Raw genomic sequence first — 25,708 nt, forward strand, 5'->3', positions numbered from 1 at the left:
ATTTTAATGTATTAACTTGATTTTATTTATATTGGTACTGGACTACAGTCGTGTAAATTCCATTACCTGCATGACTCCTAAACTGTACCGTATACCCATAGTGTGCTTTCAAACGCTGTTTCACGTTTTCTATCGCAATACCATTCCCCTCCCTATTGGCCATTTTATCGGCTATATAAGGGTTAGTAATGACTATAGTGACTTGATTTTGTAATATTTCAACCAATATGACAATCTTTGCATCAATTAACTTTTTCTCCACCCCATGAAAGATACTATTCTCAATTAAAGGCTGTAAAGTTAAAAAAGGGATACTTGCTTGGCCCAACTGCTCTGGTTGCAAGATATTCCATTCCACATTTAATCTCGAACCCAACCTTAGCTTTTCAACCGCCAAATAATGTTCACACAATTGGATTTCTTCTTTTAATGTGACAATTTTAAGCTCTTGAAAGCTTGCTCTAAACAACCTTGAAAGATCGATGAGCATTTGCTCTGCTTTATCTGGATCACTCCCAATCAGACTCACCACACTATTTAAACTATTAAAAAGAAAGTGTGGATGTATTCTTGCTTGCATGGCTTGAATTCGAGCATTCAATTCACCTTGTTGCTGCTTTAACCACTCACCCCGAACATAGATATATCGTAAACAAAAAGTGATCAACAATACGCCATAGCTCATATGTAAAATCACATGATCAAATAAAAGTAACCATGAAATTTTTTGTAAAGAAAAATTACTTCCCCAAAAAAACAGAAAATTCAAACTACAAGTAGTGAATAGGATAATGAGTTCTAATAGTACGAATGTATAAATTGCAGACTGCCAAGTTGTTAATTTTTGCCAAAACTCCCTAAACAAATCAATTACGGCGATAAAGACCAATACCACCCAATTGATATAAAGCACATACTTGATCACTTGTGATGTCTGTAAATTTGACCAAGACTGTGACTCTGCTAGGCACAGCAATAACGCCAAAAAAATACTGGCAATAAATAACTCTGCAAAATATTGCCATTGCCCAATACGTACAAAGAAATTCGCATCAATAAATTCTTGTTTATCTTTTGAAGAATTATCCATAGGCAAGACTTCGGCATCTTGATTTGAATTTGTTATACTGGATGCAAAATTACTGCTTTTTCTTTTACTGAGCCGACATGACCACATCTTCTAATTCCTCTAATCCGTCACAAGCCCAAACTTCAGGTATGTGGGGCGGTCGTTTTTCCGAAGCAACTGATGCCTTTGTCGCTGAATTTACAGCATCTGTCCAATTTGACCAACGCTTTTATAAACAAGATATTGCAGGTTCAATCGCACATGCAACGATGTTGGCAAAAGTCGGTGTACTCACTGAACAAGAGCGTGATGACATCATCGCAGGCTTAACCGCAATTAAAGCGGACATTGAAGCTGGCAACTTCGAATGGCGTATTGATTTAGAAGATGTTCACATGAACATTGAATCTCGATTAACTCAACGTATTGGGATTACAGGGAAGAAATTACATACAGGTCGTAGCCGTAATGACCAAGTAGCAACGGATATTCGTTTGTATGTACGTGATGAAATTGATGCCATCCTAGGGTTATTACACAAACTGCAAAAAGGCATTCTAGGTTTGGCTGCTAAAAATACAAATACAATTATGCCTGGCTTTACCCATCTTCAAACTGCACAACCTGTGACGTTTGGACATCATTTAATGGCATGGTTTGAAATGCTGGTACGTGACTCAGAACGCCTGATTGACTGCCGTAAACGCGTGAATCGCATGCCTTTAGGTTCTGCTGCGCTTGCAGGTACCACTTATCCAATCGATCGTGCTTATACAGCAGAACTTTTAGGATTTGAAGCAGTTGCAGAAAACTCATTAGATGCTGTATCTGATCGTGATTTTGGTATTGAGTTTAATGCTGCGGCATCACTCATCATGATGCACTTATCTCGCATGTCTGAAGAATTAATTCTTTGGACATCTGCACAATTCAAGTTTGTGAATATTCCTGACCGCTTCTGCACAGGCTCTTCGATTATGCCTCAGAAGAAAAATCCTGATGTACCTGAACTTGTTCGTGGTAAAACAGGCCGTGTATATGGCGACTTAATGAGTCTACTTACCCTCATGAAAGGTCAACCTTTGGCATATAACAAAGACAACCAAGAAGATAAAGAACCACTATTTGATGCTATCGATACAGTTCGAGGCTCTTTGATGGCTTTCGCAGACATGATTCCTGCACTTGTTCCAAATATTCCTGAAATGCGCGAAGCTGCGCTGCGTGGTTTCTCAACAGCAACCGACCTTGCTGATTACTTAGTGAAAAATGGTGTTGCATTCCGCGATGCACATGAAATCGTCGGTAAAGCAGTTGCGCTTGGCGTACAAGAAGGTAAGGATTTATCAGAACTTACGCTTGAACAACTTCAACAATTCTCTGATTTAATTCAAGCTGACGTCTTTGAAAAAGCATTAACTTTAGAAGCTTCTGTCAATGCACGTAACCACATCGGTGGAACAGCACCTGCTCAAGTTGAAGCAGCAATTGAGCGTGCTCATGCGCGTTTAGAAGCTCTTTACGCTTAATTTCTGATTATATTTTTGGAGTATTGATATGTCTCGCCAAGTATTTTGCCGTAAGTATCAAAAAGAAATGGAAGGTTTGGATTTTGCACCATTCCCTGGTCCTAAAGGTCAGGAACTATTTGATAGTGTTTCTAAGCAAGCATGGGGCGAATGGTTAAAGCATCAAACTACTTTAATCAATGAAAAACGTTTAAATGTCTTTGAAGCTGATGCAAAGAAATTTCTTGAAGAACAACGTGAAAAGTTCTTCAACAATGATGAAACTTTAGAAAAAGCTGAAGGCCTAAAGCCTGAGTAAAAAAGAAAGCACTGCTTTTCTTTTTTACGTAAGATAAGGACGAAGTCCGCGTAGGCTTTAATCTAAAAAGAATCCCCATCTTTGGGGATTCTTTTTTATGCGTTACTTTAAAAATTAGGCAAGAAAAACACAGAAGGTGTGCACAGGCTTTAATCCCAAAAGAATCTGCGTAATAGAGGTCCTTTTTTATGGGACATCAAATAAATATCAATGGAGTCAAAATTTAGCTGACGAAAGAAGTGCTTGTGGTGGATTTAAAATATGACCTAATTGGTAAACTCCATCCATATTTAACTGCATCTCCATTCGGTCAACACGAATTGGGCCAAATTTAATGTAAATCTGCCGATTTTGAAGATCAAACCGCTGCTCCAAAACCTGTCCATTGAATTGTAAAGAGTTCATAGATGTTAAGTCCATAAGCGCTTTAAAAGGTTGCTCTTCATCCTTTATATAATGAATCCTTTTTCTATCACTCACAAAATTTTCTAAATGGTTTAAATCCTGAGATTTAAAAGATGTAATTTCACGAATTTGAGATTCCTCAATACCTAAAGCATTGACCAAACTTAACTGATCGTCTGGCAGTAATTTAAAATGCCCATTGTTAGGATGTGCCGCCCAACTCATACTCGAAAGACCCCAAGCACAGATTCCCCACAAAACTTGCTTAAATTGTCTCATTCCCCATCGCTCTCACTGAACGTAATAAAAGCCATCTTTAAAAACATTTCAGCCAAACACAACTACCATTTATCTTAAATATCATTTACTTAACAAGAGTTGTTAGACTCACGTCACAGACAAATCTTTTTTATTGATATTTATCTTGCTATCTAAAAAAGACTGCATAAATGTAAAGCAGAAAATAGACACATAAGATGATTATGAGTTATCAATTTCATCAGAGTAGGCTAATCTCTGTATTAAAATTAACCACCATTTGAGCGCATCATGTTTATCATTCGTCCTTATATTGAGACTGACTTAGAAGACATCATTCAACTCTGGGAAAGATGTGATCTAACACGACCATGGAATAATCCGGAAATTGATATTTTTAGGAAGGCTGCACAAAAAGATGACTTATTCTTGGTGGCTGTGAAAGATCAGTTCATTATCGCAACATTAATGGGTGGTTACGACGGTCATCGCGGGTGGATCAATTACCTCGCGGTACATCCCAATCATCAACGGAATGGTGTTGCTACAGCGTTGATTCAACATTTGGAAAAAAGATTGATTGCACTTGGTTGTCCAGAAGTTCAGCTTTTAGTGCAAAAAGAATTTATTGATATTCAAAACTTTTATGAACAATTGGGATATGACGAAAAAGAAGTTGTATGCCTTGCTAAAAGACTCATTCACGACCATTAAGAAATTTTATAAAACAGGAGCATTTATCAATTTACCGATCCGTAAAAATATTGGGAATCGAATATTAAATTTATGACCGGTATCATTATTCAAAGTTAAGGCATATTGGCTCATCTGACTTAAGATTTGTGTCGCCTGATTATTGGCTTGCGTATTTTGTTTAAGATATTTCTTTAAAGCTGACCATGTATTTAAATAATCAATCAATTGATCAATCCGCCATTTACAATGCATGTGCTGCTCACAGGTCGGGATTTCTTCAAAAGGAAATGGAATCGTTTGATATTTCAGATCAATATAGTGACGCTCAATCTCCCAATATGTTTTCAATACTTGGTGATATAGCTTTTCAATACAGCTTTGAAGCTCCTCATTCTCCACTTCAATAAGCCCATATCCAATCACTGCAAAGACACCCTGGGGCTTCAGTGTTCGATAGACTTCTTGAAAAAATAACTCGAAGTCAAACCAATGAATGGCTTGGGCAACTGTAATCAGGTCAAAACATTGTGCTTTAAAATTGCTATGTTCAGCATTATCAATTCGGTAAATTACATTATCTATTGCTGGGGCTTGCTGAAGTTGTGCTGCGCTTATATCCGTTGCAATGACTTGATTAAAATGCGGAGCCAATAAGCGGGTGAATTGTCCTGAACCTGCCCCGCAATCCCAAGCCATTTCATAGTTCTGAACATATTTGAAGATTTCGTCAATCACACTTTGTGGATAACTTGGACGAGCTTGTTGATAAAGCTCACTTTGATCAGAAAATAGGTCTTTCATTTTTTATTCTGAATTTGATCGAGAAATCAACCTTAGCACATCAAAAAAATGGATGATGAATGACTTCGATTCATTTTGTATTATTTTATAAGCAAAAAAAATCCTCAACATTGTTGAGGATTTTTCGAATATGGTGGCGAGACCCAGGATCGAACTGGGGACACACGGATTTTCAATCCGTTGCTCTACCAACTGAGCTATCACGCCGATGGGGTGTATTAAGCCGTAACTGAGCTCAATAGTCAATAAAAATCATGCATTTTTTATTTGTTCGAGTAAATTTTACCCAAAAAAAAATCTCTGATGGGATCAGAGATTGAAAATACAAATTCTTAAAAGAATATGGTGGCGAGACCCAGGATCGAACTGGGGACACACGGATTTTCAATCCGTTGCTCTACCAACTGAGCTATCACGCCGATGTCGCGTATTAAACAGTTTCATCTCGATATAGTCAAGCAAGTTTTTGGGATATTTAAACAAATGGATGTTTTTAAAACAACATTTAGATTATTCGATGTAAATACATACAAATCCAATAAAAAAAGCCAGTATTGACTGACTTTTAATATTTAAAATCGAACAATAGTTTTAAATTTTTTCCAAACTACTTAAACAACGATGTATTGCACCACATCCAGGCTCAAAATGATTAACGCCTTTCTCTTCTTCCATTCGACATGCTTCACTCACTAAGCGCTCTGCGACACCACGTCCACGGTTAGCCGGATGAACTACGATATTTTCAAGCGTTCGACTTTCACCTTGTCCAGTTGACCAAATGGCCCCAATGATCTTTGTATTAAATTCTGCCGTATAAAGTAAGGTATACTGAGTTAAGTTTTGCTCAAGTTGTTCAATGGCATCTTGTCCGTCACTAAATTCTGGACTGGTGTCATATAAGCGCTCAAGCTGTTCACGAACTTCAACATTATCAAGCGAAGTTATTGCATGTACGGTTATAGGCATTGATTAACCCTCCTGAGCAATCTAATATGCTGTCACTTTCGTGACATCGAAAATCTACATTCATCATTTTTAACGTTTTTGAGGAACGTGTCTATGACGCAACGTATCAGTGAAGTGGTAAGAAACACAAACGAAACCAAAATTCGTGTTCGCGTGAATCTTGATGGTACTGGTCAAGGCACCCTCAATACAGGTGTTCCATTTTTAGACCATATGATCGACCAAATCAAGCGTCATGGTTTATTTGATATCGATATTCATTGCGACGGCGATTTAGAAATTGATGATCACCATACAGTAGAAGACTGTGGTATTACCCTTGGTCAGGCATTTGCACAGGCTTTAGGTGACAAAAAAGGTTTACGTCGCTATGGTCACTTCTATGCACCACTTGATGAGTCCTTGAGTCGTGTCGTTGTTGACCTATCAGGCCGCCCTGGCTTATGGATGGACATTCCATTTACGCGCGCGCGCATTGGTACTTTTGATGTCGACCTATTCTCTGAGTTTTTCCAAGGCTTTGTGAATCACGCATTAATGACACTCCACATAGACAATTTGAAAGGTAAAAATAGCCATCACCAAATTGAAAGTGTATTTAAAGCATTTGCACGAGCACTTCGTATGGCTTGTGAAGTAGATCCACGTGCAGAAAATACTGTAGCTTCAACCAAAGGTACTTTGTAATGACCCGTATTGCCCTTCTTGATTATGGCATGGGAAATCTTCACTCAGCAGCAAAAGCACTTGAGCATGTTGGTGCAACCGTTGATGTGACCAATGATCCTAAGCTGATTGCTCAAGCAGATAAAATTGTGTTCCCAGGCGTTGGTGCAATGCGTGATTGCATGCAAGGTATGCACGAGGCTGGCATTGACGAGGTTGTACGCAATGCCGTTTTCAACAAGCCTGTCCTTGCGATTTGTGTCGGCATGCAAGCTCTGCTGGAACACTCTGAAGAAAATGGTGGTGCAGATGCATTAGGCATTTTTGATGGTGCTGTTAAACGCTTTCCAGATATTGAAGGTTTAAAAGTTCCCCATATGGGTTGGAATCAGGTACACCAAGCAGATCCAAGCCATCCAATGTGGAACAACATTGATCAAGATGCTCGTTTCTATTTCGTACATAGTTTCTATGTTGAACCGAAACAATCTGAGATCATTGCTGCGACATGTAACTACGGTTTGGAATTCTGCACCGCAATCCATAAAGATAATTTGTTTGCTACTCAGTTCCATCCAGAAAAAAGTCATACAGCTGGCTTACAGTTGTTGAAAAATTTTGTAGAGTGGAAAATTTAAAGCCATAATAAAGCTCACTGTTTTCAGTGAGCTTTTTTTCAGACTTTACTCTAAATATCTTTTACGACAAAGCCACCTTCAATTGGCTCAACAGTTACTTTAATTTCTGCTTTTAGATTCAGCGCAGCATAACGACTTTTAAGTTCTGAAATTAATTGTTCTGGCGTTGCATCTTTTAAAGCCAACTCATCCTTCAAATGATACTGTTTAAAACTTTCTGATTTTTTACCATCTTTTGCGTCTGAAACCCATCGTTCTGCAGCACTCAGTACTTTCGCTAATTCAACTAGATGTTGAGCATTAGCAGGAGTTGACTCTTGCACCCATTTCGACAGTGTTTCCTTAGAGACTCCCAATGCATTCACCACATCAGTCGGTTTAATGTTTTTCTCTTTGATCAATTTTCTAAGTTTTTTAGCACCTTCGCTAAATAAATCATCTTCTTGAACTGCCATCGCTTCTGTCCAAATCTTATTCACTGTCTGCAGTTTCAATTTAACATTAAGCCTATGCAGTTGAGTCTAATATTGCCAAACAAATCAGATGAAATTGAAATTATTTTCAATATAGATAATTCACAAATAAAAGTGTGATCTAATTTTTCTCATTACTCAGTTTGAATTAAAAAGAAAAATAAATTGACCCAATGATTAATTGTTAACTTATGTAAAGACAATGAGCACCAATTTTAATCATTAAAAAAATACACAAAATTCACAAAATCAATCAACGAATCGAACAAGTTGGCATTTTAGGTATTTACACCATGCTACTCGATAATATTCATGCATTATAAGTGTACATTTATTCTATCAAGCACCAAATTAAACCACAATAAATAATTGATTTTGTTAACATTTTTAAACATTACCCTTGTGTTGTATTAAGTTGCTGTTTTTACGGCATATCTTCAAAATTATTCCACTTATATTGTTTTTTTTCGATTTGTCTGAAATTTTTTTCTTTGTTAATTATGAACTTGCTGAAACAACAAAGATCCAACACTAACCACATATATTTTGGAGCAATCTGCACATGTTTAAACTTTTTACTGGAAAAATCAGTGGCGTTCTAAGCCTTGCTTTACAGGGAATTACGAAAGCAGTTGGTTTTATTCTAGAAACCGTAACGACAGTTGTAGATACCGTTGTTGACACAGTAGGGACGCTGACCAAACCATTAACGGATAAGTTAACAGAATTGCCACTGATCGGAGATACAGTGGAATCGGTACTCAATCTTGAAAATAATTTACTAGGAAATTTAAGCGGAGGCTTACACGCTATCGCTGATGATTTTTCGAAGGGAGATCTATTAGGGGGCATTAATACTGCATTGAATGGCACTACTGCAACTGTAGGCCAAACCATCAAAGATGTTTCAAATGTTGTAGGTGAAGTCGCTGGTTTAGCCGATCCCGTGACCGACCTGCTAAGCCAAGTGCCAGGTTTAGGTGCTGTCGTAGATGTTGTCGGAGAAACTTCTTCAAATCTTTTGGGATTCGTGAGTGAAACGGGAGATTATGTCGCAAGTACCAAACCTCTTGATCTCGTGACTGGTCTCATTGATGATCCTTTAGGCAGTGTCACAGGAACATTAGGAGACGTCTCAGGAACATTGGATAATTTACTGGATGATTTAGCACCTGTAACAGATGCTCTGTCATCGATTCCTGTCGTGGGTGATCTTGTAGGATTCACGGGAGAGATCACAAATGCTTTAGGTGCAATCCCAACCAGTATCACACCAACTAGCTTTGATCTAATCTCTAACTTAGATACAACACCATACATTTAATTCAAAGTTCGTATTAAAAACCGTCAACATTGTTCTGACGGTTTTTTTTCATTGTTACTTCGCTCATTTGATGTTTCTTTGCTAAGATTGCTGCGAATAAACTCCAGAATACTGGCAAGGAGCGAAAGCATGCTGATTATCCCTGCAATTGACCTTAAAGATGGTAAATGTGTCCGTTTAAAACAAGGTCGTATGGAAGACGATACCGTTTTCTCTGATGATCCTGTGGCAACAGCACAACATTGGGTAGACGCTGGTGCTCGCCGTTTACATTTAGTTGATCTAAATGGTGCTTTCGCTGGTACACCTATTCACAAACCTGTTGTGGAAGCGATTGCAAAAGCACAACCTGAACTGCCAATTCAAATTGGTGGTGGCATCCGTTCTCTTGAAACTATCGAACACTACTTAGATGCAGGTGTATCATTCGTCATTATTGGTACAAAAGCAGTCAAAGAACCTGAGTTTGTTGAGGAAGCTTGTAGAAAATTCGCAGGCCACATCATTGTCGGTATTGATGCAATCAATGGCATGGTCGCAACTGATGGCTGGGCAAATGTAACTGACGTAAAAGCAACTGATTTAGCTAAACGCTTTGCAGATGCTGGTGTATCTAGTATCGTGTATACAGATATTGCACGTGATGGCATGATGCAAGGTGTGAATATCGAACAAACAGTTAATCTTGCGACTTATTCAGGTTTACCTGTGATCGCTTCAGGCGGTGTGACCAATCTTGACGACGTTCGCAACTTAAAAGGTCAGCCTGGTATTTTAGGTGCGATTACTGGTCGTGCAATTTATGAAGGCACTTTAAATCTTCGTGAAGCTCAATTATTACTTGATGAACAAGCGCTCTAATAGCGCATGTTTCTAAAGAGGTCTTAGGACCTCTTTTTTCTTACTTAAAAAATATGTTGAATTTATCTCCTACCCTCAAAACCAAAACACCACAACTTGCCCTTATTGCAATTACGATGATTTGGGGTGCCAGTTTCATAACAGTCAAATATGGATTGAACTTCAGCACACCAGTGCTTTTCGTTGCCTTTCGATTTGCAGCAGCTGCGCTGGCTGTTGGTCTGATCTCACTTCAATATTGTAAATATTTTAGTGCTAAAGATATTTGGGCAGGATTTTGCATTGGAACAGTGATTGCAATTGGCTATGGAACGCAAACCATTGGCTTACAGACCATCACCAGTAGCGAGTCTGCCTTTTTGACAGCACTTTATGTGCCGTTGGTTCCCATCTTATTGTGGTTGCTCTTTAAAAAAAGGCCACATGTCATGACATGGATAGGGGCAGGACTCGCCTTTGTAGGTTTAGTTTTCTTAACAGGCAATGGGTTTGGTGCTATTCGGCTTGAATTTGGTCAGATCATTACCTTGATAGGATCAATTGCGATTGCGCTTGAAATTATTCTCATTAGTTACTTTGCACCTCGAGTCAATTTACGCCGAGTGACGATATTACAACTCATTTTTGCATCGTTAATTTGTTTTCTAATGGCACCATTGGTGGGTGAAACACAACTCCCTGAGTTTAACTGGATCTTCGTTGCGATTATTGGAGGATTAGGACTTGCAAGTGCAATCATTCAGTTAGTCATGAACTGGGCTCAACGCGTGGTTGATCCTTCACAGGCTGCCATTATTTATTCTGGCGAACCTGTTTGGGCGGCTTTGATTGGGAGATTAGCAGGTGAGCGTTTAGCTATGCTCTCAATTTTAGGTGGCGTGTTGGTTGTGCTCGGTGTAATTACCAGTGAGTGGAGACCAAAATTTAAGAAGAAAGAATAAGCTTATTGGGGCTCTTTTAGCTTTAACATCATACATGGTTGAAAATACTGTGCTTCAGGCATAGGCGCATAAAAGGGATGCAAGAGTTCCTTCCATTTTAAATACGCCTCTGACTGCCTAAAACCTTCCGTATGATCTTCAAGTTTGTTCCAGTAAATCAGTAAAATATAAGCATGTTCATTATTCGTATTTTTAATCAGCTGAACCGCATTTAGCCCCTTCATTGGTGAAATAATGTCTTTAGCTAATTTAAAAGCATTTTCGAATGCCTCACTCTGGTTCATTTTGATATTTAAATGAACATGCTCAATAATCATGACACCACCCCATTCATGAGTTTTAATTATTGATACATTGGCTCGTTATCATTGACCTTAATAATTCCTTTGATCGCACGATAAACAATCCAAACCCATGACAAACCAATCACTGCGATACAGAATGTTGTTGCACCCAGTGCTACACCAGCAAAGGCATTAGGATTGTCACCCGTGAAGAATAAGAACAAAAACGGCAGGAACGCGATGATATTCCAAATTAAATACCACCAAAAAGTACGAATTTGCCAAGTAAAATGACTTTCAAAAATTGAGCCCTGTACCTTTGATCGTTTCCAATAGTTAATAATTAGCGCAATAACCGCCAAAATACCTGCTGAAAAAATAGCGATGATATACAGGATATAAAGTAAAATCGTTAAGCTGCGGTTTGGATCTTGATCAGCTGTATAATTCATAAAGTCACCTTTTTAATTTTTTTGAGGCTTTATAATTTCAAACCATTAAATGGTGAAATTATCCATAAAATAATCAGTATATTAAACGCTATAGTACAGAAATAAATTTTTCGAAATGGTTGTTTTTGTGTTTTATGACGCAAGCGTTGCTGAGCAAGCCAAGCACTCGGCCATCCTCCTAATAGAGAAACCACATGTAATGTATTTTCTGGTACACGTTGACTCCCCTGTTGAGCCGCCGCTTTATCGTGTGCATATAAGCCATAGGTGATCAGGTTCATCAATAAAATGACCAACACCACCATCATACTCAATAGCCCCAATAGGACTAATGTAGCAAGCGTCAAGATATAAGCAATAATCGATACTTGCATCGGTTGCATTTTTTGTTGAGTAACTGGTGAATGACGCGGCTTCGTTTTTACTTTTTTTGCCTGAGTCGCTTTTAAGTATGTTACTTGTTTCGCTTTAAATCGACCTTGACCATCCAATTGAACGATATACTCCAAAGCACAACCTGGAATCGGTCTTGGGCCTGGTTTGGCAAAATCTTTAATGTGAAGGAAAACGCGATCTTTGGATGAATCATTGGGTTGAATAAATCCATAGCCTTTTTCATCAAACCATTCAACTAGACGACCTTGATCACGCATATTTCCCCCAGATTTTTTAAATTTTTTAAGCTGTTACAAATTTTAATCGTTCAACCAGCATATTGCGCATTTCTAAAGGATTTTTTTGCAAAATATCTTCGCCAACACGCCCCATTTCTTTGTTCTTTTGAGCCACTAGCAAACGCATCATCCAGAAACGCCCAGCTGCCATCGCTAAATAGAGTTCTAGACATGATTTTTCATCACTGGTCATTTCACGTACACTTTGATAAGCCTCCAAGAATGCTAAGGCCTTTTCCTCATTCAAATGAACACTTGGATATTCCGTACAGAAATCATTCATCGTAATGGCGATATCAAACAAAAGTTCATCTTTATTCAACTCATAAAAATCGAGTATCCCTTTTAAAGTAGCCCCTTCAAATAAAGTGTTATCTCTAAATAGGTCAGAATGGATAAAACCTCGTGGACGATCAGGGTACATTGCGGTAAGAGCGTCATATAAACCTAACAAACTATTTAATAATACTTGATCGGCTGGATTTAACGTAGGTCGAAGCTGCTGAGCCACACTTAACCAATAATCATGATTACGATACTCTGCGCGCTCTAAGGGAAAGTTATCGAGAGCCACATGTATTTGAGCCTGTGCAATAGCAATGGACTGAACCTGTTCAAGTGATGAAGGCATAGGATGCTTGCCACGCATTCTAGGCGCAATTTGTGCAGGTTTATTTTTTAAGATCTGAATCGAACGTCCTGAATGTTTCAAAGGTACAGGCACAGGCAGACCTGCATGACCCAGATGCTCAAGTACAGGGACGAGTTCACCTGCGCCTTGCTTATCCATATCTTCAAAAATTGTTAAAACAAATTCGGTTTGATCTGCACAAACTAGAAAATAGTTCGTATTTTGAATACCTCCTTGAATCGGAATCAGGTCAATCACCTCTAATCCATAAGGCGTAGCAAAATCCTGAACTTCCTTTAAAGTCAAAGTGGTATAAACCGACATAAAAAAACCTGCGAAAAAACTTACATTATTTTGATAGAATACCTGCTCCGACTACCAAGGTGTAGCACCAAAGTCTGTAAGTTTCATAATCGGCTGTTATTTTTGGAAAAAATTATGCTTGCTAAACGTATTATTCCTTGCCTCGACGTAGATAACGGTCGAGTTGTAAAAGGTGTTCAATTCCTTGATATTCGTGATGCAGGCGACCCAGTTGAAGTAGCACGTCGTTATAACGAACAAGGTGCAGATGAGATTACTTTTCTCGATATCACTGCAACATCTAATGGGCGTGACACCACTTACCGTACGGTTGAGCGTATGGCTGAAACTGTATTTGTACCACTGACCGTAGGTGGCGGTGTTCGTAAAGTTGAAGATATTCGTTTATTGCTTAACGCTGGTGCAGACAAAGTCAGTATTAACTCAGCTGCTGTCTTTAATCCTGAATTCGTTCAAGAAGCCTCTCAACGTTTTGGTGCACAATGTATTGTAGTTGCGATTGATGCAAAAAAAACGGGTGAAAATAAGTGGGAGATTTTCACACATGGTGGTCGCAAACCAACGGGTATCGATGCGATTGAATGGTCTGTGAAAATGGCAGAATACGGCGCAGGCGAATTGCTCATTACGTCAATGGATGCAGATGGTACAAAAGCTGGTTATGACTTAGCATTGATGCGTCAGATTAATGATCGTGTAACGATTCCAACGATTGCTTCAGGTGGTGTGGGTAATCTTCAACATCTAGCAGACGGAATTTTACAAGGGGGTGCTGATGCAGTGCTTGCAGCCTCTATCTTCCACTTTGGTCAACACACTATCCCGGAAGCAAAACAATATTTAGCTGAACAAGGCATTGAAATGCGTCTTTAATCATGCCCCATAAAAAAGAGGCAAATGCCTCTTTTTTTGCAAAAAAAAGAGCCCGAAGGCCCTAAAAACCAAGAAAAAACAGCGCTTGGTTCGTTATGCAAAGCGATAAACTGGAGAGTTCTACCATCAGATTTTCATTCTCCGATTTATTCATCTCATATCATAAATGACAGATCTGCACGAAATCTTGACAAAAGCTACATATTTTATTGACCAAACATGACAAATCAGACGTCAATTCAGCCAATTCCAGATCTAATCTGACTTACTCCACTATAGCCAAAGCTTTTTTTGAAATATCGGAGCGCGCTGCTTTCTGCTCAACCCACTTTGCGGGGAAATATTGTTCAACGATATGATTGACTCGTTTTGAAATAAAAGACGGTAACTGCACCCCTAAAGGGTTATCTTCCTTCAAATCTGGCGTTGAAATGACGCGTGTCCCTAAAATGTAATCAAACCAAGGCTTAGTGACACACCAATTTGCATCTTGATTGGCGTTCATATGGTGGTCATAGTGCCAAGGAATTTTCTTTTTTGCCCAATGAGGTTCGAGGTGAGCTCTGCGATGCGTGTAGTAGTAGTTACAAGCACTATAAAGCACGGATAAACTCATGCCTTTCGAGATTGGATAAAATGCTGTTCCAAATACAGCAGCAACAATCCCCAATGATACGATTTCATTTTTTGTTCGCCAATTTGAGATTCCCTCTACATAACCCTCATCATGGAAATCTTGTGTTCTAACTTCACGGTGATGTGCCCAATGAGATTCCATATTTTTAGGCACAGGACTAAACCTCGCTTTACCCGGACGGTGTACACCATGTAGAACATATTTATGCGCGACCCATTCAAATCCATTGGCAATGATTAAGCCTGCAACAAAACCTTTAATCATGTTCAAAATCCCTGTTTCTTTTCTTTCAATATATCTAACTCAAGCTCTCAACCATTGACGCAAGATAAAATTTTCATTGACAAATCACGACATATTTTTCAATGTCGTATGGTAGAAAAAGCGCTTGTATGGCACTGTAAAAACAGGCTTAATAACTCATCGTGATTTCAATTGATAAAACAAGAAAAGTATTAATCACATGCAGCAGATAAAGGACTATTCAGGCTCGGTTCATGGTGGACTTGGACATCTCTTACATAATTATTGTGAAGAGAACGGTCTCCCTATTCCTGCAAAATTGGCAAGTATTCAGCAAGCCGAACGCTTTGACTTTAGCATTTGGCGTGAAATATTAAATGAAATTTATGAAGTACACCCACAACCTGCGTTAGGGTTAGAAATTGCTCAATGGGTCAAACCACAACATTTAGGCATTATCGCGTATATCGCTTTATCATGCGATAACCTAGCAGAAGCACTCACCCGTTATCATGAATATCATCGTTTAATTTATGATGGTACACCTCTCGCCGTCGATCTGGAGCAAGGCGTATTTAGCGTACGTTGGGAAGATTTGCCGATGCATTTGTCGACACAAATCACGGATGAAATTGCGATGGCATTATTGGTTGAATTTCTAAAACGTTATGCGGGTATTGAGCATTTACATATTCAAGAAATTCACTTTCGCTTTCCAGCACCAAAAAATGTTGCGATTTATGAGCGTTTTTTTCAGAGCAAAGTAAAATTCTCTCAGCCTCATGTCAAGCTTACTTTTCCAAGCCAGCTCCTACAATCACCGATTAAACAAGCTGATCAAACTTTACAAAAACTCCTGATGCAGCAAGCTCAAGATTTGTTAAGTCGACTCCCCAATAACACACAAATCGATGAGCGGTTACAGCAAGCCATTCTGATTGGAATCCAAAGACACAATTATCAAATTCAAACTGTCGCAGAACAAGTGGGAATGTCAGTCAGACAACTTCAGCGCCATTTACAAAATCAAGGTGATACCTATCAGCAGCGCGTTCAAGAAGTCCGCAAACTTCTAGCGATTCAATATTTACAAGATCCTTATCTCAGCTTACATGAGATTTCGTTATTGCTCAGTTATTCAGAACAAAGTGCATTCCAACGCGCATTTCGTCAGTGGATGAAGATGACGCCCCAGCAGTGGCGTATTCAACATCATATTCGCAGTTCATGATTGTCAATCTAAGTCATCATTCTAAAGATGATTAATGAATCACAAGAATGGATTTTCTATTTCATTCTCAGCCGTCGTTTCTATTTTTTCTGCTAAATTTTTTTGATCTTCTAAATAGATGACCATTGCATCTAAATATTGTTTTAACGCTTTCGCAGCGGCTAAACCGGCTTGATCTTTGGTGATTTGTAAGTTGCCATAAATACTCACACGATCAAGATCATTTTCAAGCGTCAGATCATGTATCGAATGTGACTCAGTCCCATTTTCAAAAGGCTTAAACATGGCAAATCTCTTTATGTTTATAAATATCAATCCCTGAAGATAAATGAATCTTCAGGGCAAATTCGAGCTTTTTTATTTAAGGATTTGTAATAAATATTGCAACAACGCTTGAACCAACTCTTTCACGATTGCATCTTGTGCTTGTTCATCGATCTTAGCCTCTTGATTCGTTACGGTTGTATTGACAGGTACGCTTTGACTACTAAACTCTTTTTGCAGCGCTTTGAGTTGATCTGTTGAGATATCAACTGCACATTGGCTTTCGGCATCCCAGTGCGAATACTCTATCGCTTGTTGAGCTTTGACCTGATTGGCTTTTAATGGCAATTTATAAGTATTACGCTTTTGCTCAGATGTAAGTTGAGGAAACAGATTCATGCCAAGCACTTCTTCTAACTGGCATACACTGACCACTTGCATCTGTAGTGAATTATTATTTGGAGCGTAATATGCGCCAATAGCACCTGTTTTAGGTATATATACGGCTTTAAACACCGCTGTTGGAACAATAACACCGCGTCCAATGGTTTTCAGTTTTTTGCCACTATATACAGGCCCGGTAATCACATACACATCATGTTTCTGCTTCGTAACGATTGCACGTGTCGCTTCCTCAATTTCTCGCCAGATTTGTTGGTTATTCTGCGGAGCTTGAGGAACCATATTTGCTAAAGAAAAACTGTCGTACTGTGCAGCTTTATTTGGCATATCAGCATTTGGAGCCATATGACCACGGTCATATCCCGACCCACGATAATCTGATAATAATGCTCGATGCTTTTCTGCTACACGAATCTCCTCATGGAAACTGTCTTCTCTTTTTATTTTTTGGCTCAGCCGATCTGGATTCAGATATTCAGCTACCCATAATGGTGTTTTTGAGACACCAGAATACATAGTGGTGAATCCATTAAAGCATAATGGGTAGCGATCTTTACTTAAGCTCTCTTTGATTAAATAAGGTGGCTCTTGGCGATAAAATTGATTTAGACAAGCTGTATTATTAACCGAACCTGAAAATGGCAGATATGAAGACAACTTTTCTTGACCGAAAGCAATTGCAAAGCTTCCTGCTGCAACAATACCTAATACAGCTTTTACCACAATATTATTCAAACTCAGATTACCTATTCATTCCGTGTTCAACTTCTAGCCCAATGCGTGGGCTTTATTCAAAACCGGCCACAGCTTAACAAGCTATGAATTTGAAGTACATCAAGTGAATTTTCAAGTGAATAAAGGATCTTCGCATTCCGTTCAAATATCACTCAAAATAAGTAACAAATTGTTGTTTTTATAGAATAGTTTTTTAATACTCTTTAAGGTTTTACGTGTATTTGATTGAATTACATCAATTACTTGTGAGATGGTATAAAAGTTATTTAGTAAATTAAAAGAATTGAAAGTGAGGACACTATGAAATTAGCACATACTTCTTTGACAGCATTAGTAATGGGTTTATCTTTGGCAAGTGCAAGTGCATTTGCTGAGCCACCAGTTCAAGCTGGCGAAACTTTGGAAAGCCTTTCTAAAGCTAAAGTCGTAACAACAGTGAATGGTCAGCCTGGTACTTTACAAGAAGTATTAGCTAATGGTCAGATGAAAGTTATTTCTGAAGGTGCTACAACACAAGCGCCTGCTGATGCGAAAGCGCCTATTGGAAACTTACCACCTGCTGAAGCAGAAGAAACTGCTCCTCAAGCACAAACTGCAGTTCCAGCTCAACCTGAAGTAAATGCAACTGAAGAAGCGCCTGTAGAAGCACCAGCGGCTGAGTAAGGTATTAGGCTTAATAAAAAACCGCCTTTGAGGCGGTTTTTTATATCCAAAATTTTAGCAAACGCTTACTCAGATTTCGATCTGGCTTCCCATTTCGACCACGCGATTTGGTGGAATTAAATAGAAATCACTCACAGGACTGGTATTCCGCTGCATTGATATAAATAATTTTTCACGCCATGGCGCCATTCCTTCTCCCACGGTATGAATCAGACGATCACGTGAAATAAAGAAACTAATTTGCATCATATCAAATTCAAAATTTAACTGCTCATATGCCGCTTTCAGCGCGACTGGAATGTTGGGTTGGTCTTTAAACCCATAATATACAAAAATCCTAAAGAATCGATTATCCATCTTTTCTACACGAATTCTCTCAATATCAGGTACATAAGGTACATCTTTAGTAATGACCGTAATCATCATATTACGTTCGTGTAGAACCTTATTATGCTTAATATTGTGCAACATCGCATGTGGAACGATATTAGGTGTTCCTGTGAGGAAAATTGCATCCCCAGGAACAATCAGCGTTTCATCACTCATCTTGACACTTTGAATAAAGAGATCAATAGGTAACGCATCAGACTCAAGCTTATTAAGTACGATTTGACGGCCATCTTTCCACGTCATTAAAACGGTAAATACAATTGCACCAATCAAGATTGGCACCCATCCACCACCAACAATTTTTAAAGAAGTCGAAGCAACAAAAATGAGGTCGATGATCAATAAAGGCACAGCAAAAAGGGCTACTTTCCAAACAGGCCAGCGCCAAACGCCATAAGCTAAAATCGAAATTAAAATCGTACCGCACAGCATCGTCATGGTCACTGCTACACCGTAGGCACTGGCAAGATTCGCGCTATTTTCAAATAATAAAATGAGAATAATGACTGAAATAAATAATACCCAGTTGATGAACGGGACATAGATTTGTCCTTGTTCAACATCAGATGTATGTTGCACGGTTAAACGCGGTAAATAGCGCAATTGAATCGCTTGATTGACCATTGAGAATACGCCCGTAATCACCGCTTGAGACGCAATCACGGCAGCAGCGGTTGCAAGACCAATCATTGGAAATAAAGCCCAATCAGGGACTAACAGATAAAATGGGTTCTCAATTGCATTTGGATCTCGTAAAAGTAAAGCACCTTGACCCGCATAGTTAAAAACTAGACTTGGCAATACAATCACAAACCAAGCAAGCTTAATAGGCATACGACCAAAATGCCCCATATCTGCATATAGTGCTTCACCCCCCGTCATCGTTAAAATGACGGCACCCATCGTGAGGAATGCAACAAAAGGTTGGTTGATGATAAAGCCAAACGCCCAATGCGGACTGATCATTGCCAACACGAACGGTGTTTGCATAACACTCCATAAGCCTAATAGTCCAATTGATGCAAACCACAATAATGTGATTGGTCCAAAGAACTTACCCATGGTCGCCGTGCCGTGGCGCTGAATTAAAAACAGTGCTGTTAAAATACCGATGGCCAATGGTAATAACCATTGATTAAACATCGGAGTCGCAATACTTAAACCTTCAATCGCGGATAAAATAGAAATTGCTGGGGTAATAATGCCATCACCAAAAAACAGTGATGCCCCGATAAAGCCCAAGGCAATCAGATAAATTTTGCGTTGATCTGCAATACGGGTTGAACGTAGATTTAAGGCGAGAAGCGACATAATACCGCCTTCACCATTGTTATCTGCCTTCATAATGACTGAGACATATTTAAAGCTGATGGTGAGCATCATGCACCAGAAAATGAGCGACAAAATGCCCAGAACGGTTGCCTCAGTAATTGCAATATGAGCCGTAAGGAAGCATTGACGCAATGCATACAGAGGACTGGTTCCAATGTCACCAAACACCACTCCTAATGCTGCCAATGTTACCGCAGGAAGTGCGGCTTTTTTTGCAGTGCTTTGCATATTTTAGTCTTCATGCATTCGACAGAATTTTTCGGCAATCATATCACTGGCTAAAAACTTTTTCTTTAAATCAATTGTTTCAACTTGGCATCTGCTTTTTTTTTAGTTATCATCGCACGCCTTGGTGAAGTGTCCGAGTGGCTGAAGGAGCACGCCTGGAAAGTGTGTATACGTTAATAGCGTATCGAGGGTTCGAATCCCTCTTTCACCGCCAGAATTTTAAAAACCGAATCTCATGATTCGGTTTTTTTTCGCCTAATATTTCGATTTTGGCACGTATCTCGCTTCATTTTACTGTCATCAACATCATGTTAAGTTAATAAAAACAATACTTAAGGAGCTGAACAACCTAACAACGTTATTCAAATAGATGATTTTTGCACACCTATTTAAATATAGAACCTGCTATTCCGGAGATAATATGAATAACAGCGCCAACTATGTAAAACAAATTAAAAATGCAAAACGTGGTGGCTACACACCCACTATCGCTAAAGATGTGAATAAACACAAAATTCAAAAAGCGCTAAGATTAATTGAGCAATGGAGAAAATTAGCACAAGAGTTAAAACCTCAAATGCAATTTGATATGGCTTATACTCTTGAAGAGTGTGCACAAGACCTTGATCGTATTCTAAAAAACAAATAGTTGACCCTATACAATTTTCTCAAGATGCCTGTACACGCTATGACGGGCATCACTATAAAATGAGGAGAAAAGAAGATCAAAAATAAAGCAAAAACAATTCATCCTGCTCAATTTTAATTAATCGATTAATTTTTGACTTGCGTTTTAGTGAAAAAACGCTATTATTCTCTCCACGTTGCCGGCATAGCTCAGTTGGTAGAGCAACTGACTTGTAATCAGTAGGTCCACAGTTCGAATCCGTGTGCCGGCACCATTTTATACTTAGCCTCGCTTTTTAGTGAGGCTTTGTTGTTTTTGATGATTTATTTTTTACTTGCACTCACTTGTACATATCGCACGATCCCCTCTTGATAAAGTTTCGCACACAACTTTGCTGTCATCTTAATTTTTGCCAAATCTAAAACGTGATACGAATGAGCTTGGATGTTATTTTTAAAAATATCACTCTGTATATACGTTGCAAATCCTGCAAATACCTCGTGACTCAAATCTTGAATATGTATATCTCTAAAACCCGTTTGCACTAAGATTGATTGTGTTTCATCGAATGAGTGCAAATGGTTCAGTTGAACGTCAGCTGCTTTTAATAATAATTTAACTTTCAATTGCGCTAGAGGACTCAAAGTATAGAACTTTGAATTCAAAGCAAGATAATGAAATGCTAAGCGTCCTTTTGAATTCAAAATAGCATCTACAGAACGAAGAAATAAATTCAAATTACTGTGATAAGCAGCATCGATGCAAATTGCCGCATCAAATTTAAATTCAAATGATCTAGATTCTAAATTTAAAAATGTTCCCTGCGAGATCTGATCGACATGTGGTAAAAACTTACGACTATGATTTACACAATATTGTTGTAATTCAATTCCTTCCAAGTATTCGATTTGAAATTTTTCTTTCCATAAAATTAAGCTAGCACCTTGCCCACAACCTAAATCAATTAATTTATCTTTTGAATTTAAATCAATAGATTGAGCAAGGGTTATTGCGAGTAACTCGCAGGCTTGTGGATAATTCAACTGGTCAGTTTGCCATAGACCTAAATTACTCCAAGCACAATTACGGTGATCCCCCAATAAAGCTGCATTGATTGCATATTTATGTTGAGGTGCTTTCATCCATGCTTGGAGCTTCTTCATTCAATCCCTTAATATCCTAACTCTGGTGCAACTTGTACCTTAGGCTTTAAACCTAAAAATGGTAACGGCGCATCAAGTAATTTTGCTATATCCATTGCTGAAGTCACCGCTGACTCCAAAATTGGCAATCCATCACATGACCAAGAGCCACAATAAAATACTTTACGACCTTGTTGTTGGTGACGAGCACTCAACTCATGCGTTAGTGGTAGAGTATGACGGTCTACAACAGCTCTAGTGAGTTTCACTTTATGTATTACTTTTTTAGGATCAATCTCAATTACTGGATTCCAAGTTTGAAAAACAGGAGATTTACCCACTAATGTTGGCTCAATCGAATTCAGCCAAACAGTGAAATGCTGTTTAGTAAATTTACGATCCATCATATAACTCAATACGCACCAATCTTTACGCTTCACAGGCATTACCACTGAATCAGTATGAATGACCAATTCACCATCAACAAACTTAAATTGTTTGAGAAGTGCAATATCATCCGCAAACTGTTCAGCATCTAAAAACTCATGAACTTTTGTTGTTGGTGTCGCGACAATCACACGATCAAATAAGTCAGATTCACCTGCTTCATTTTCCACATAGACTAAATCACCCTGCTCTTGTACACGAGTAATAGGCTGCCCACTTCTTAAATCGATATCTTCCAGCAATTTATCAACGAAAGCTGGAGTCCCACCTTGAATTCGAAGAAGTGCATCTCCATCCGTCAGTTGGCGTAAGAAAATTAACAATGGTTTCGCTGGCCATTCACCAATTGTTTTGGCATCACATGTACAAATGGTAAATAGGACAGGCATGACTGCCCCATTCCAAAATACTTCTTCTATTTGGTTATATTTAACGAACTCATCTAAAGTGATATCTTGATTTTTAGATTTAAAAAACTGCTTCAATGCAGATCTAAGTTGTAACATCCCTTTCACTAAACGGATGCCATATTGCTTTAATCCTTTTCGATTGTTAATGATTGGAAAGTTGCCTATTCGTGAACGTGATGTTGTCAGCCAAGTTTCGATTTTATCTTCAAATAACCAGCTACATGACATATATGTACGTACTGGAAAAGTGTTGAGACCCAAATGTGTGGCAAGACTCAATGTATTTTTCCAGAGCATTGGATTCATGACACGTAATGGCGAATCAATAATCCCACCTTCATACTCAAGACTATAACTATCCATACCACGCCCTGGAAGCGCCTCGAAAACTGTGATCTGGTGACCAGCATCCTTGAGAATTCTCGCAGTTGCCAACCCTGCCATACCACTTCCAATCACTGCAATTTTCAAAATTATGATCCAAGCATTAAAAATTTTTTTAATTATGCGATAGAACACTTTGAAACTTGCTATTAAAAACTTCCAGATTTTATTTGTTTTTGATTAATTTTTAATCAAATAAATTTACGTAAAATTCTTGCTACACTATTCGTCATACGCTAAATATTTAATACACTTGTATTTTTTAAGAAATCAAAAAATATGTTTAAAAACAAAATAGATATTTTCACCAATAATTTAATTTTTTAGTTTACAGCTTAAAAAAAATGCATTATCATTGTTTTGAAAATGAGAACTACATCACATTAATAAGAAGCACAAATAGAATGTGATCTAGAAAATAAATATAAATTACAGCGTATAAGGACCTCTGTTGTGTGGGATAGAGGTCCTTTATTTTTTTAAAATGATGATCACAAAAAAAGCGGAAATGATATTTCCGCTTTTGTCGTTCCAATTAACGTGCAATTTCACCAAATTTACCATTATTGAAATCATGAAAAGCTTGAATGATTTCTTCTTTGGTGTTCATGACGAATGGTCCATGCCCTTGAATTGGCTCATTTAGTGGCTCACCTGTAAGCACTAAAAATTGTGTATCTTTATATGCTTGCAATTGAATTGCTGCCTCACCATCACGAGCAAACATCACAATTGAACTGTCTAGAACTTTTTGAGTCCCATTAATTACGAGTTCACCATTCAACACTACAACCAATACATTGTGATCTACAGGAACATGTATGAATGTTTCATACTCAGCTTTAAGCTGACCATCCCACACATTTATTGGAGTAAATGTTTCAGCAGGACCATAATGACCACCAAACTCACCCGCAATTACACGGATGTGACCAGCATCATCATCCATGGTAATTGTTGGAATATCATGAGATGTGATCGCTTGATAACGTGGTTGAGTCATTTTATCTTTGGCTGGTAGATTGACCCAAAGCTGTGCCATTTCAAGAATTCCACCTTTTTGAGCAAATTCAGGAGAATGAAACTCTTCGTGAACCAATCCAGCCCCAGCAGTCATCCATTGCACATCTCCTGCCTCGATAACACCACCACCACCACTGGAATCCTTATGTGCCAAACCACCTTGGTAGGCGATAGTCACTGTTTCAAATCCGCGATGAGGATGTGAACCAACACCTAACTGACGTGTCGTTGGCTCAAAGTGATGTGGTGCACCATAATCTAATAACAAAAAAGGACTAAGTGCTTGACCTAACCGATCATAAGAAAATAAGTTACGCACTGGCAGACCATCACCAACCCAATGTGTATGTTGGTTACGATAAACCCCAATTACTCTTTTCATCTTTTACTCCTATATTCGATAGGATGAACATGCGCTCATTTTAGACTTTGCACAGAAAATAAAAAGAGCTTTACTGCCACACAGATTCCTATTTTTATGATTATAATAATCTAAATTAATTCATATATGTGACTATTCACTGAAATTTGAAATTTATGATTACAATATTCCTATTAATAAGACTAATTATCCTAAAAATGGTCACAAATTTATCTCATTTTCAGTCTAATATAACTAGTGACTGAATACGAGTTCATTGATACGTATTCACACTTACTAACATCATAGAGGCTAATAATAATGGGCAAACCTTACGTTCGTTTAGATAAAGATAATGCAGTAGTGCTTTTAGTCGATCACCAAACAGGTCTTCTTTCTCTTGTACGTGATATCGATCCTGATAAGTTTAAAAACAATGTTTTAGCACTCGCAGCAGCAGCAAAATACTTTAACTTGCCGACAATTTTAACAACAAGTTTTGAAGATGGTCCTAATGGTCCACTCGTTCCAGAATTAGTTGAAATGTTCCCTGATGCTCCATATATCGCGCGTCCAGGTCAAATCAATGCTTGGGATAACGAAGATTTTGTAAATGCTGTTAAAGCGACAGGTAAAAAACAACTGATCATCGCTGGTGTTGTGACTGAAGTATGTGTTGCATTCCCTACACTTTCAGCTCTTGCTGAAGACTTTGATGTATTCGTGATTACTGATGCATCTGGTACATTCAACCAAATTACGCGCGATGCTGCATGGAACCGCATGTCTCAAGCAGGTGCTCAACTTATGACATGGTTTGGTGCTGCAGGTGAGTTACATCGTGACTGGCGTAATGATATCGAAGGTTTAGGTGCTTTATTCGGTGAGCATATTCCTGACTATAAAAACTTAATGGTTAGCTATGTAAAGAACACCACTAAAAAATAATATTTAATAAAAGCGACCTTTGGGTCGCTTTTTTTTACCATATTCAAAACCCAAGATGATTTCTTGAACGGCTT

General features: G+C 38.4%; 29 protein-coding genes and 4 tRNA genes. 15 read left to right on the top strand and 18 right to left on the bottom strand.

The features are described from left to right. Window positions 1-22: 22 nt before the first annotated feature. Window positions 23-1,177 carry a sensor histidine kinase gene (locus AC1M9J_RS05090; RefSeq protein ID WP_481951997.1) on the bottom strand — a complete coding sequence of 385 codons (1,155 nt, stop codon included), beginning with the start codon at window positions 1,175-1,177 and terminating at the stop codon, window positions 23-25. Between AC1M9J_RS05090 and argH the strand changes: the two genes are divergently transcribed. Beyond that, the gene (argH, locus tag AC1M9J_RS05095) at window positions 1,168-2,598 is read left to right on the top strand and encodes an argininosuccinate lyase (RefSeq protein WP_051586571.1); all 1,431 of its coding nucleotides are present in this window, start codon (window positions 1,168-1,170) and stop codon (window positions 2,596-2,598) included. The genes AC1M9J_RS05090 and argH overlap by 10 nt on opposite strands. A 28-nt stretch (window positions 2,599-2,626) precedes the next feature. Beyond that, window positions 2,627-2,896: an oxidative damage protection protein gene (locus AC1M9J_RS05100; protein ID WP_035267550.1), complete on the top strand. Its 270-nt coding sequence runs from the start codon at window positions 2,627-2,629 to the stop codon at window positions 2,894-2,896. Window positions 2,897-3,112: 216 nt separating this feature from the next. Here the strand turns inward: AC1M9J_RS05100 and AC1M9J_RS05105 are convergent, their stop codons facing one another. Beyond that, window positions 3,113-3,580, bottom strand: a complete 468-nt coding sequence (locus AC1M9J_RS05105) for a hypothetical protein (RefSeq protein ID WP_481612709.1) — start codon at window positions 3,578-3,580, stop codon at window positions 3,113-3,115. Window positions 3,581-3,850: 270 nt separating this feature from the next. Between AC1M9J_RS05105 and AC1M9J_RS05110 the strand changes: the two genes are divergently transcribed. Then, window positions 3,851-4,273 (top strand): GNAT family acetyltransferase, encoded by a 423-nt coding sequence (locus tag AC1M9J_RS05110; RefSeq protein ID WP_179999046.1) that lies wholly within the window; start codon window positions 3,851-3,853, stop codon window positions 4,271-4,273. 6 nt (window positions 4,274-4,279) lie between these two features. On the opposite strand, the gene AC1M9J_RS05115 is transcribed toward AC1M9J_RS05110, so the two are convergent. The 4 genes from AC1M9J_RS05115 to AC1M9J_RS05130 all read right to left on the bottom strand — a co-directional run bounded on the left by AC1M9J_RS05115 (window position 4,280) and on the right by AC1M9J_RS05130 (window position 6,025). After that, entirely contained in the window at window positions 4,280-5,056 is a 777-nt protein-coding gene (locus tag AC1M9J_RS05115) for a class I SAM-dependent methyltransferase (RefSeq protein WP_481595776.1), read from the bottom strand. A 131-nt stretch (window positions 5,057-5,187) separates the two neighbouring features. Beyond that, window positions 5,188-5,263: transfer RNA gene (locus tag AC1M9J_RS05120), tRNA-Phe, on the bottom strand. A 136-nt stretch (window positions 5,264-5,399) separates the two neighbouring features. Further along, window positions 5,400-5,475, bottom strand: a tRNA-Phe gene (locus AC1M9J_RS05125). A gap of 172 nt (window positions 5,476-5,647) precedes the next feature. After that, on the bottom strand, window positions 5,648-6,025 hold the full coding sequence (locus AC1M9J_RS05130) for a GNAT family N-acetyltransferase (protein ID WP_481588832.1): 378 nt from the start codon (window positions 6,023-6,025) through the stop codon (window positions 5,648-5,650). Window positions 6,026-6,118: 93 nt separating this feature from the next. On the opposite strand from AC1M9J_RS05130, the gene hisB reads away from it, so the two are divergent. Continuing rightward, window positions 6,119-6,712: an imidazoleglycerol-phosphate dehydratase HisB gene (gene hisB / locus AC1M9J_RS05135; RefSeq protein ID WP_035267557.1), complete on the top strand. Its 594-nt coding sequence runs from the start codon at window positions 6,119-6,121 to the stop codon at window positions 6,710-6,712. Then, window positions 6,712-7,329: an imidazole glycerol phosphate synthase subunit HisH gene (gene hisH, locus AC1M9J_RS05140; RefSeq protein ID WP_481951998.1), complete on the top strand. Its 618-nt coding sequence runs from the start codon at window positions 6,712-6,714 to the stop codon at window positions 7,327-7,329. The genes hisB and hisH overlap by 1 nt, the downstream gene beginning before the upstream one ends. Before the next feature lie 50 nt (window positions 7,330-7,379). Here the strand turns inward: hisH and AC1M9J_RS05145 are convergent, their stop codons facing one another. After that, window positions 7,380-7,823, bottom strand: coding sequence for a helix-turn-helix domain-containing protein (locus AC1M9J_RS05145; protein ID WP_481951999.1), 444 nt, complete (start codon window positions 7,821-7,823; stop codon window positions 7,380-7,382). A 541-nt stretch (window positions 7,824-8,364) separates the two neighbouring features. Between AC1M9J_RS05145 and AC1M9J_RS05150 the strand changes: the two genes are divergently transcribed. The 3 genes from AC1M9J_RS05150 (at window position 8,365) to AC1M9J_RS05160 (ending at window position 10,928) form a co-directional block, all read left to right on the top strand. Next, entirely contained in the window at window positions 8,365-9,126 is a 762-nt protein-coding gene (locus AC1M9J_RS05150; RefSeq protein ID WP_179999052.1) for a hypothetical protein, read from the top strand. Window positions 9,127-9,255: 129 nt separating this feature from the next. Next, a complete protein-coding gene (gene hisA, locus AC1M9J_RS05155) occupies window positions 9,256-9,987 on the top strand; it encodes a 1-(5-phosphoribosyl)-5-[(5-phosphoribosylamino)methylideneamino]imidazole-4-carboxamide isomerase (protein ID WP_035267561.1) in 732 nt (243 codons plus the stop codon). Window positions 9,988-10,040: 53 nt separating this feature from the next. Further along, on the top strand, window positions 10,041-10,928 hold the full coding sequence (locus tag AC1M9J_RS05160) for a DMT family transporter (RefSeq protein WP_481591884.1): 888 nt from the start codon (window positions 10,041-10,043) through the stop codon (window positions 10,926-10,928). 2 nt (window positions 10,929-10,930) lie between these two features. Here the strand turns inward: AC1M9J_RS05160 and AC1M9J_RS05165 are convergent, their stop codons facing one another. From AC1M9J_RS05165 to AC1M9J_RS05180, 4 genes are read right to left on the bottom strand one after another with little or no spacing between them, the layout of a single operon-like run. Next, window positions 10,931-11,245: an antibiotic biosynthesis monooxygenase family protein gene (locus AC1M9J_RS05165; protein WP_035267565.1), complete on the bottom strand. Its 315-nt coding sequence runs from the start codon at window positions 11,243-11,245 to the stop codon at window positions 10,931-10,933. A 26-nt stretch (window positions 11,246-11,271) separates the two neighbouring features. Beyond that, entirely contained in the window at window positions 11,272-11,664 is a 393-nt protein-coding gene (locus tag AC1M9J_RS05170; RefSeq protein WP_035267567.1) for a DUF4870 family protein, read from the bottom strand. A 29-nt stretch (window positions 11,665-11,693) separates the two neighbouring features. Then, on the bottom strand, window positions 11,694-12,317 hold the full coding sequence (locus tag AC1M9J_RS05175; RefSeq protein ID WP_481595772.1) for a DUF1294 domain-containing protein: 624 nt from the start codon (window positions 12,315-12,317) through the stop codon (window positions 11,694-11,696). Between the two features lie 25 nt (window positions 12,318-12,342). Continuing rightward, a complete protein-coding gene (locus AC1M9J_RS05180; RefSeq protein WP_481591883.1) occupies window positions 12,343-13,293 on the bottom strand; it encodes a homoserine kinase in 951 nt (316 codons plus the stop codon). 114 nt (window positions 13,294-13,407) lie between these two features. Between AC1M9J_RS05180 and hisF the strand changes: the two genes are divergently transcribed. After that, window positions 13,408-14,166, top strand: coding sequence for an imidazole glycerol phosphate synthase subunit HisF (hisF, locus tag AC1M9J_RS05185; RefSeq protein WP_035267573.1), 759 nt, complete (start codon window positions 13,408-13,410; stop codon window positions 14,164-14,166). Window positions 14,167-14,431: 265 nt separating this feature from the next. Here hisF and AC1M9J_RS05190 read toward each other — a convergent pair whose 3' ends face one another. Beyond that, entirely contained in the window at window positions 14,432-15,067 is a 636-nt protein-coding gene (locus AC1M9J_RS05190; RefSeq protein WP_180028773.1) for a sterol desaturase family protein, read from the bottom strand. Between the two features lie 199 nt (window positions 15,068-15,266). On the opposite strand from AC1M9J_RS05190, the gene AC1M9J_RS05195 reads away from it, so the two are divergent. Then, on the top strand, window positions 15,267-16,277 hold the full coding sequence (locus AC1M9J_RS05195) for an AraC family transcriptional regulator (RefSeq protein ID WP_481595771.1): 1,011 nt from the start codon (window positions 15,267-15,269) through the stop codon (window positions 16,275-16,277). Between the two features lie 39 nt (window positions 16,278-16,316). On the opposite strand, the gene AC1M9J_RS05200 is transcribed toward AC1M9J_RS05195, so the two are convergent. Next, window positions 16,317-16,562 carry a hypothetical protein gene (locus tag AC1M9J_RS05200; RefSeq protein ID WP_179999072.1) on the bottom strand — a complete coding sequence of 82 codons (246 nt, stop codon included), beginning with the start codon at window positions 16,560-16,562 and terminating at the stop codon, window positions 16,317-16,319. A gap of 72 nt (window positions 16,563-16,634) precedes the next feature. After that, window positions 16,635-17,678: a DNA/RNA non-specific endonuclease gene (locus tag AC1M9J_RS05205; protein ID WP_481595770.1), complete on the bottom strand. Its 1,044-nt coding sequence runs from the start codon at window positions 17,676-17,678 to the stop codon at window positions 16,635-16,637. A 300-nt stretch (window positions 17,679-17,978) separates the two neighbouring features. Between AC1M9J_RS05205 and AC1M9J_RS05210 the strand changes: the two genes are divergently transcribed. Further along, on the top strand, window positions 17,979-18,341 hold the full coding sequence (locus tag AC1M9J_RS05210) for a hypothetical protein (RefSeq protein ID WP_228133254.1): 363 nt from the start codon (window positions 17,979-17,981) through the stop codon (window positions 18,339-18,341). Window positions 18,342-18,410: 69 nt separating this feature from the next. Here AC1M9J_RS05210 and AC1M9J_RS05215 read toward each other — a convergent pair whose 3' ends face one another. Then, on the bottom strand, window positions 18,411-20,291 hold the full coding sequence (locus AC1M9J_RS05215; RefSeq protein WP_035267583.1) for a potassium transporter Kup: 1,881 nt from the start codon (window positions 20,289-20,291) through the stop codon (window positions 18,411-18,413). Window positions 20,292-20,414: 123 nt separating this feature from the next. On the opposite strand from AC1M9J_RS05215, the gene AC1M9J_RS05220 reads away from it, so the two are divergent. The 3 genes from AC1M9J_RS05220 to AC1M9J_RS05230 all read left to right on the top strand — a co-directional run bounded on the left by AC1M9J_RS05220 (window position 20,415) and on the right by AC1M9J_RS05230 (window position 21,193). Further along, window positions 20,415-20,505, top strand: a tRNA-Ser gene (locus tag AC1M9J_RS05220). A gap of 207 nt (window positions 20,506-20,712) precedes the next feature. After that, complete coding sequence (locus AC1M9J_RS05225) at window positions 20,713-20,940, top strand: hypothetical protein (RefSeq protein WP_035267585.1); 228 nt, start codon at window positions 20,713-20,715, stop codon at window positions 20,938-20,940. Window positions 20,941-21,117: 177 nt separating this feature from the next. Continuing rightward, window positions 21,118-21,193, top strand: a tRNA-Thr gene (locus tag AC1M9J_RS05230). Window positions 21,194-21,242: 49 nt separating this feature from the next. Here the strand turns inward: AC1M9J_RS05230 and AC1M9J_RS05235 are convergent. The 3 genes from AC1M9J_RS05235 to AC1M9J_RS05245 form a co-directional block, all read right to left on the bottom strand. After that, the gene (locus AC1M9J_RS05235; RefSeq protein WP_481595769.1) at window positions 21,243-22,082 is read right to left on the bottom strand and encodes an SAM-dependent methyltransferase; all 840 of its coding nucleotides are present in this window, start codon (window positions 22,080-22,082) and stop codon (window positions 21,243-21,245) included. 8 nt (window positions 22,083-22,090) lie between these two features. Then, window positions 22,091-23,389, bottom strand: coding sequence for an FAD-dependent oxidoreductase (locus tag AC1M9J_RS05240; protein WP_481591878.1), 1,299 nt, complete (start codon window positions 23,387-23,389; stop codon window positions 22,091-22,093). A 448-nt stretch (window positions 23,390-23,837) separates the two neighbouring features. After that, window positions 23,838-24,707: a pirin family protein gene (locus AC1M9J_RS05245; protein ID WP_035267590.1), complete on the bottom strand. Its 870-nt coding sequence runs from the start codon at window positions 24,705-24,707 to the stop codon at window positions 23,838-23,840. A 300-nt stretch (window positions 24,708-25,007) separates the two neighbouring features. On the opposite strand from AC1M9J_RS05245, the gene ycaC reads away from it, so the two are divergent. Next, on the top strand, window positions 25,008-25,634 hold the full coding sequence (gene ycaC, locus AC1M9J_RS05250) for an isochorismate family cysteine hydrolase YcaC (RefSeq protein ID WP_035267592.1): 627 nt from the start codon (window positions 25,008-25,010) through the stop codon (window positions 25,632-25,634). The last annotated feature ends 74 nt before the right edge of the window (window positions 25,635-25,708 follow it).

The sequence above is a fragment of the Acinetobacter sp. ANC_7588 genome (genome assembly GCF_056783995.1).

Coding starts and splice junctions, on each gene's coding strand:
- argH (WP_051586571.1), top strand. CDS start 1,168: ATGACCACATCTTCTAATTCCTCTAATCCGTCACAAGCCCAAACTTCA.
- AC1M9J_RS05090 (WP_481951997.1), bottom strand. CDS start 1,177: ATGTGGTCATGTCGGCTCAGTAAAAGAAAAAGCAGTAATTTTGCATCC.
- AC1M9J_RS05100 (WP_035267550.1), top strand. CDS start 2,627: ATGTCTCGCCAAGTATTTTGCCGTAAGTATCAAAAAGAAATGGAAGGT.
- AC1M9J_RS05105 (WP_481612709.1), bottom strand. CDS start 3,580: ATGAGACAATTTAAGCAAGTTTTGTGGGGAATCTGTGCTTGGGGTCTT.
- AC1M9J_RS05110 (WP_179999046.1), top strand. CDS start 3,851: ATGTTTATCATTCGTCCTTATATTGAGACTGACTTAGAAGACATCATT.
- AC1M9J_RS05115 (WP_481595776.1), bottom strand. CDS start 5,056: ATGAAAGACCTATTTTCTGATCAAAGTGAGCTTTATCAACAAGCTCGT.
- AC1M9J_RS05130 (WP_481588832.1), bottom strand. CDS start 6,025: ATGCCTATAACCGTACATGCAATAACTTCGCTTGATAATGTTGAAGTT.
- hisB (WP_035267557.1), top strand. CDS start 6,119: ATGACGCAACGTATCAGTGAAGTGGTAAGAAACACAAACGAAACCAAA.
- hisH (WP_481951998.1), top strand. CDS start 6,712: ATGACCCGTATTGCCCTTCTTGATTATGGCATGGGAAATCTTCACTCA.
- AC1M9J_RS05150 (WP_179999052.1), top strand. CDS start 8,365: ATGTTTAAACTTTTTACTGGAAAAATCAGTGGCGTTCTAAGCCTTGCT.
- hisA (WP_035267561.1), top strand. CDS start 9,256: ATGCTGATTATCCCTGCAATTGACCTTAAAGATGGTAAATGTGTCCGT.
- AC1M9J_RS05160 (WP_481591884.1), top strand. CDS start 10,041: ATGTTGAATTTATCTCCTACCCTCAAAACCAAAACACCACAACTTGCC.
- AC1M9J_RS05165 (WP_035267565.1), bottom strand. CDS start 11,245: ATGATTATTGAGCATGTTCATTTAAATATCAAAATGAACCAGAGTGAG.
- AC1M9J_RS05170 (WP_035267567.1), bottom strand. CDS start 11,664: ATGAATTATACAGCTGATCAAGATCCAAACCGCAGCTTAACGATTTTA.
- AC1M9J_RS05175 (WP_481595772.1), bottom strand. CDS start 12,317: ATGCGTGATCAAGGTCGTCTAGTTGAATGGTTTGATGAAAAAGGCTAT.
- AC1M9J_RS05180 (WP_481591883.1), bottom strand. CDS start 13,293: ATGTCGGTTTATACCACTTTGACTTTAAAGGAAGTTCAGGATTTTGCT.
- hisF (WP_035267573.1), top strand. CDS start 13,408: ATGCTTGCTAAACGTATTATTCCTTGCCTCGACGTAGATAACGGTCGA.
- AC1M9J_RS05190 (WP_180028773.1), bottom strand. CDS start 15,067: ATGATTAAAGGTTTTGTTGCAGGCTTAATCATTGCCAATGGATTTGAA.
- AC1M9J_RS05195 (WP_481595771.1), top strand. CDS start 15,267: ATGCAGCAGATAAAGGACTATTCAGGCTCGGTTCATGGTGGACTTGGA.
- AC1M9J_RS05200 (WP_179999072.1), bottom strand. CDS start 16,562: ATGTTTAAGCCTTTTGAAAATGGGACTGAGTCACATTCGATACATGAT.
- AC1M9J_RS05210 (WP_228133254.1), top strand. CDS start 17,979: ATGAAATTAGCACATACTTCTTTGACAGCATTAGTAATGGGTTTATCT.
- AC1M9J_RS05215 (WP_035267583.1), bottom strand. CDS start 20,291: ATGCAAAGCACTGCAAAAAAAGCCGCACTTCCTGCGGTAACATTGGCA.
- AC1M9J_RS05225 (WP_035267585.1), top strand. CDS start 20,713: ATGAATAACAGCGCCAACTATGTAAAACAAATTAAAAATGCAAAACGT.
- AC1M9J_RS05235 (WP_481595769.1), bottom strand. CDS start 22,082: ATGAAGAAGCTCCAAGCATGGATGAAAGCACCTCAACATAAATATGCA.
- AC1M9J_RS05245 (WP_035267590.1), bottom strand. CDS start 24,707: ATGAAAAGAGTAATTGGGGTTTATCGTAACCAACATACACATTGGGTT.
- ycaC (WP_035267592.1), top strand. CDS start 25,008: ATGGGCAAACCTTACGTTCGTTTAGATAAAGATAATGCAGTAGTGCTT.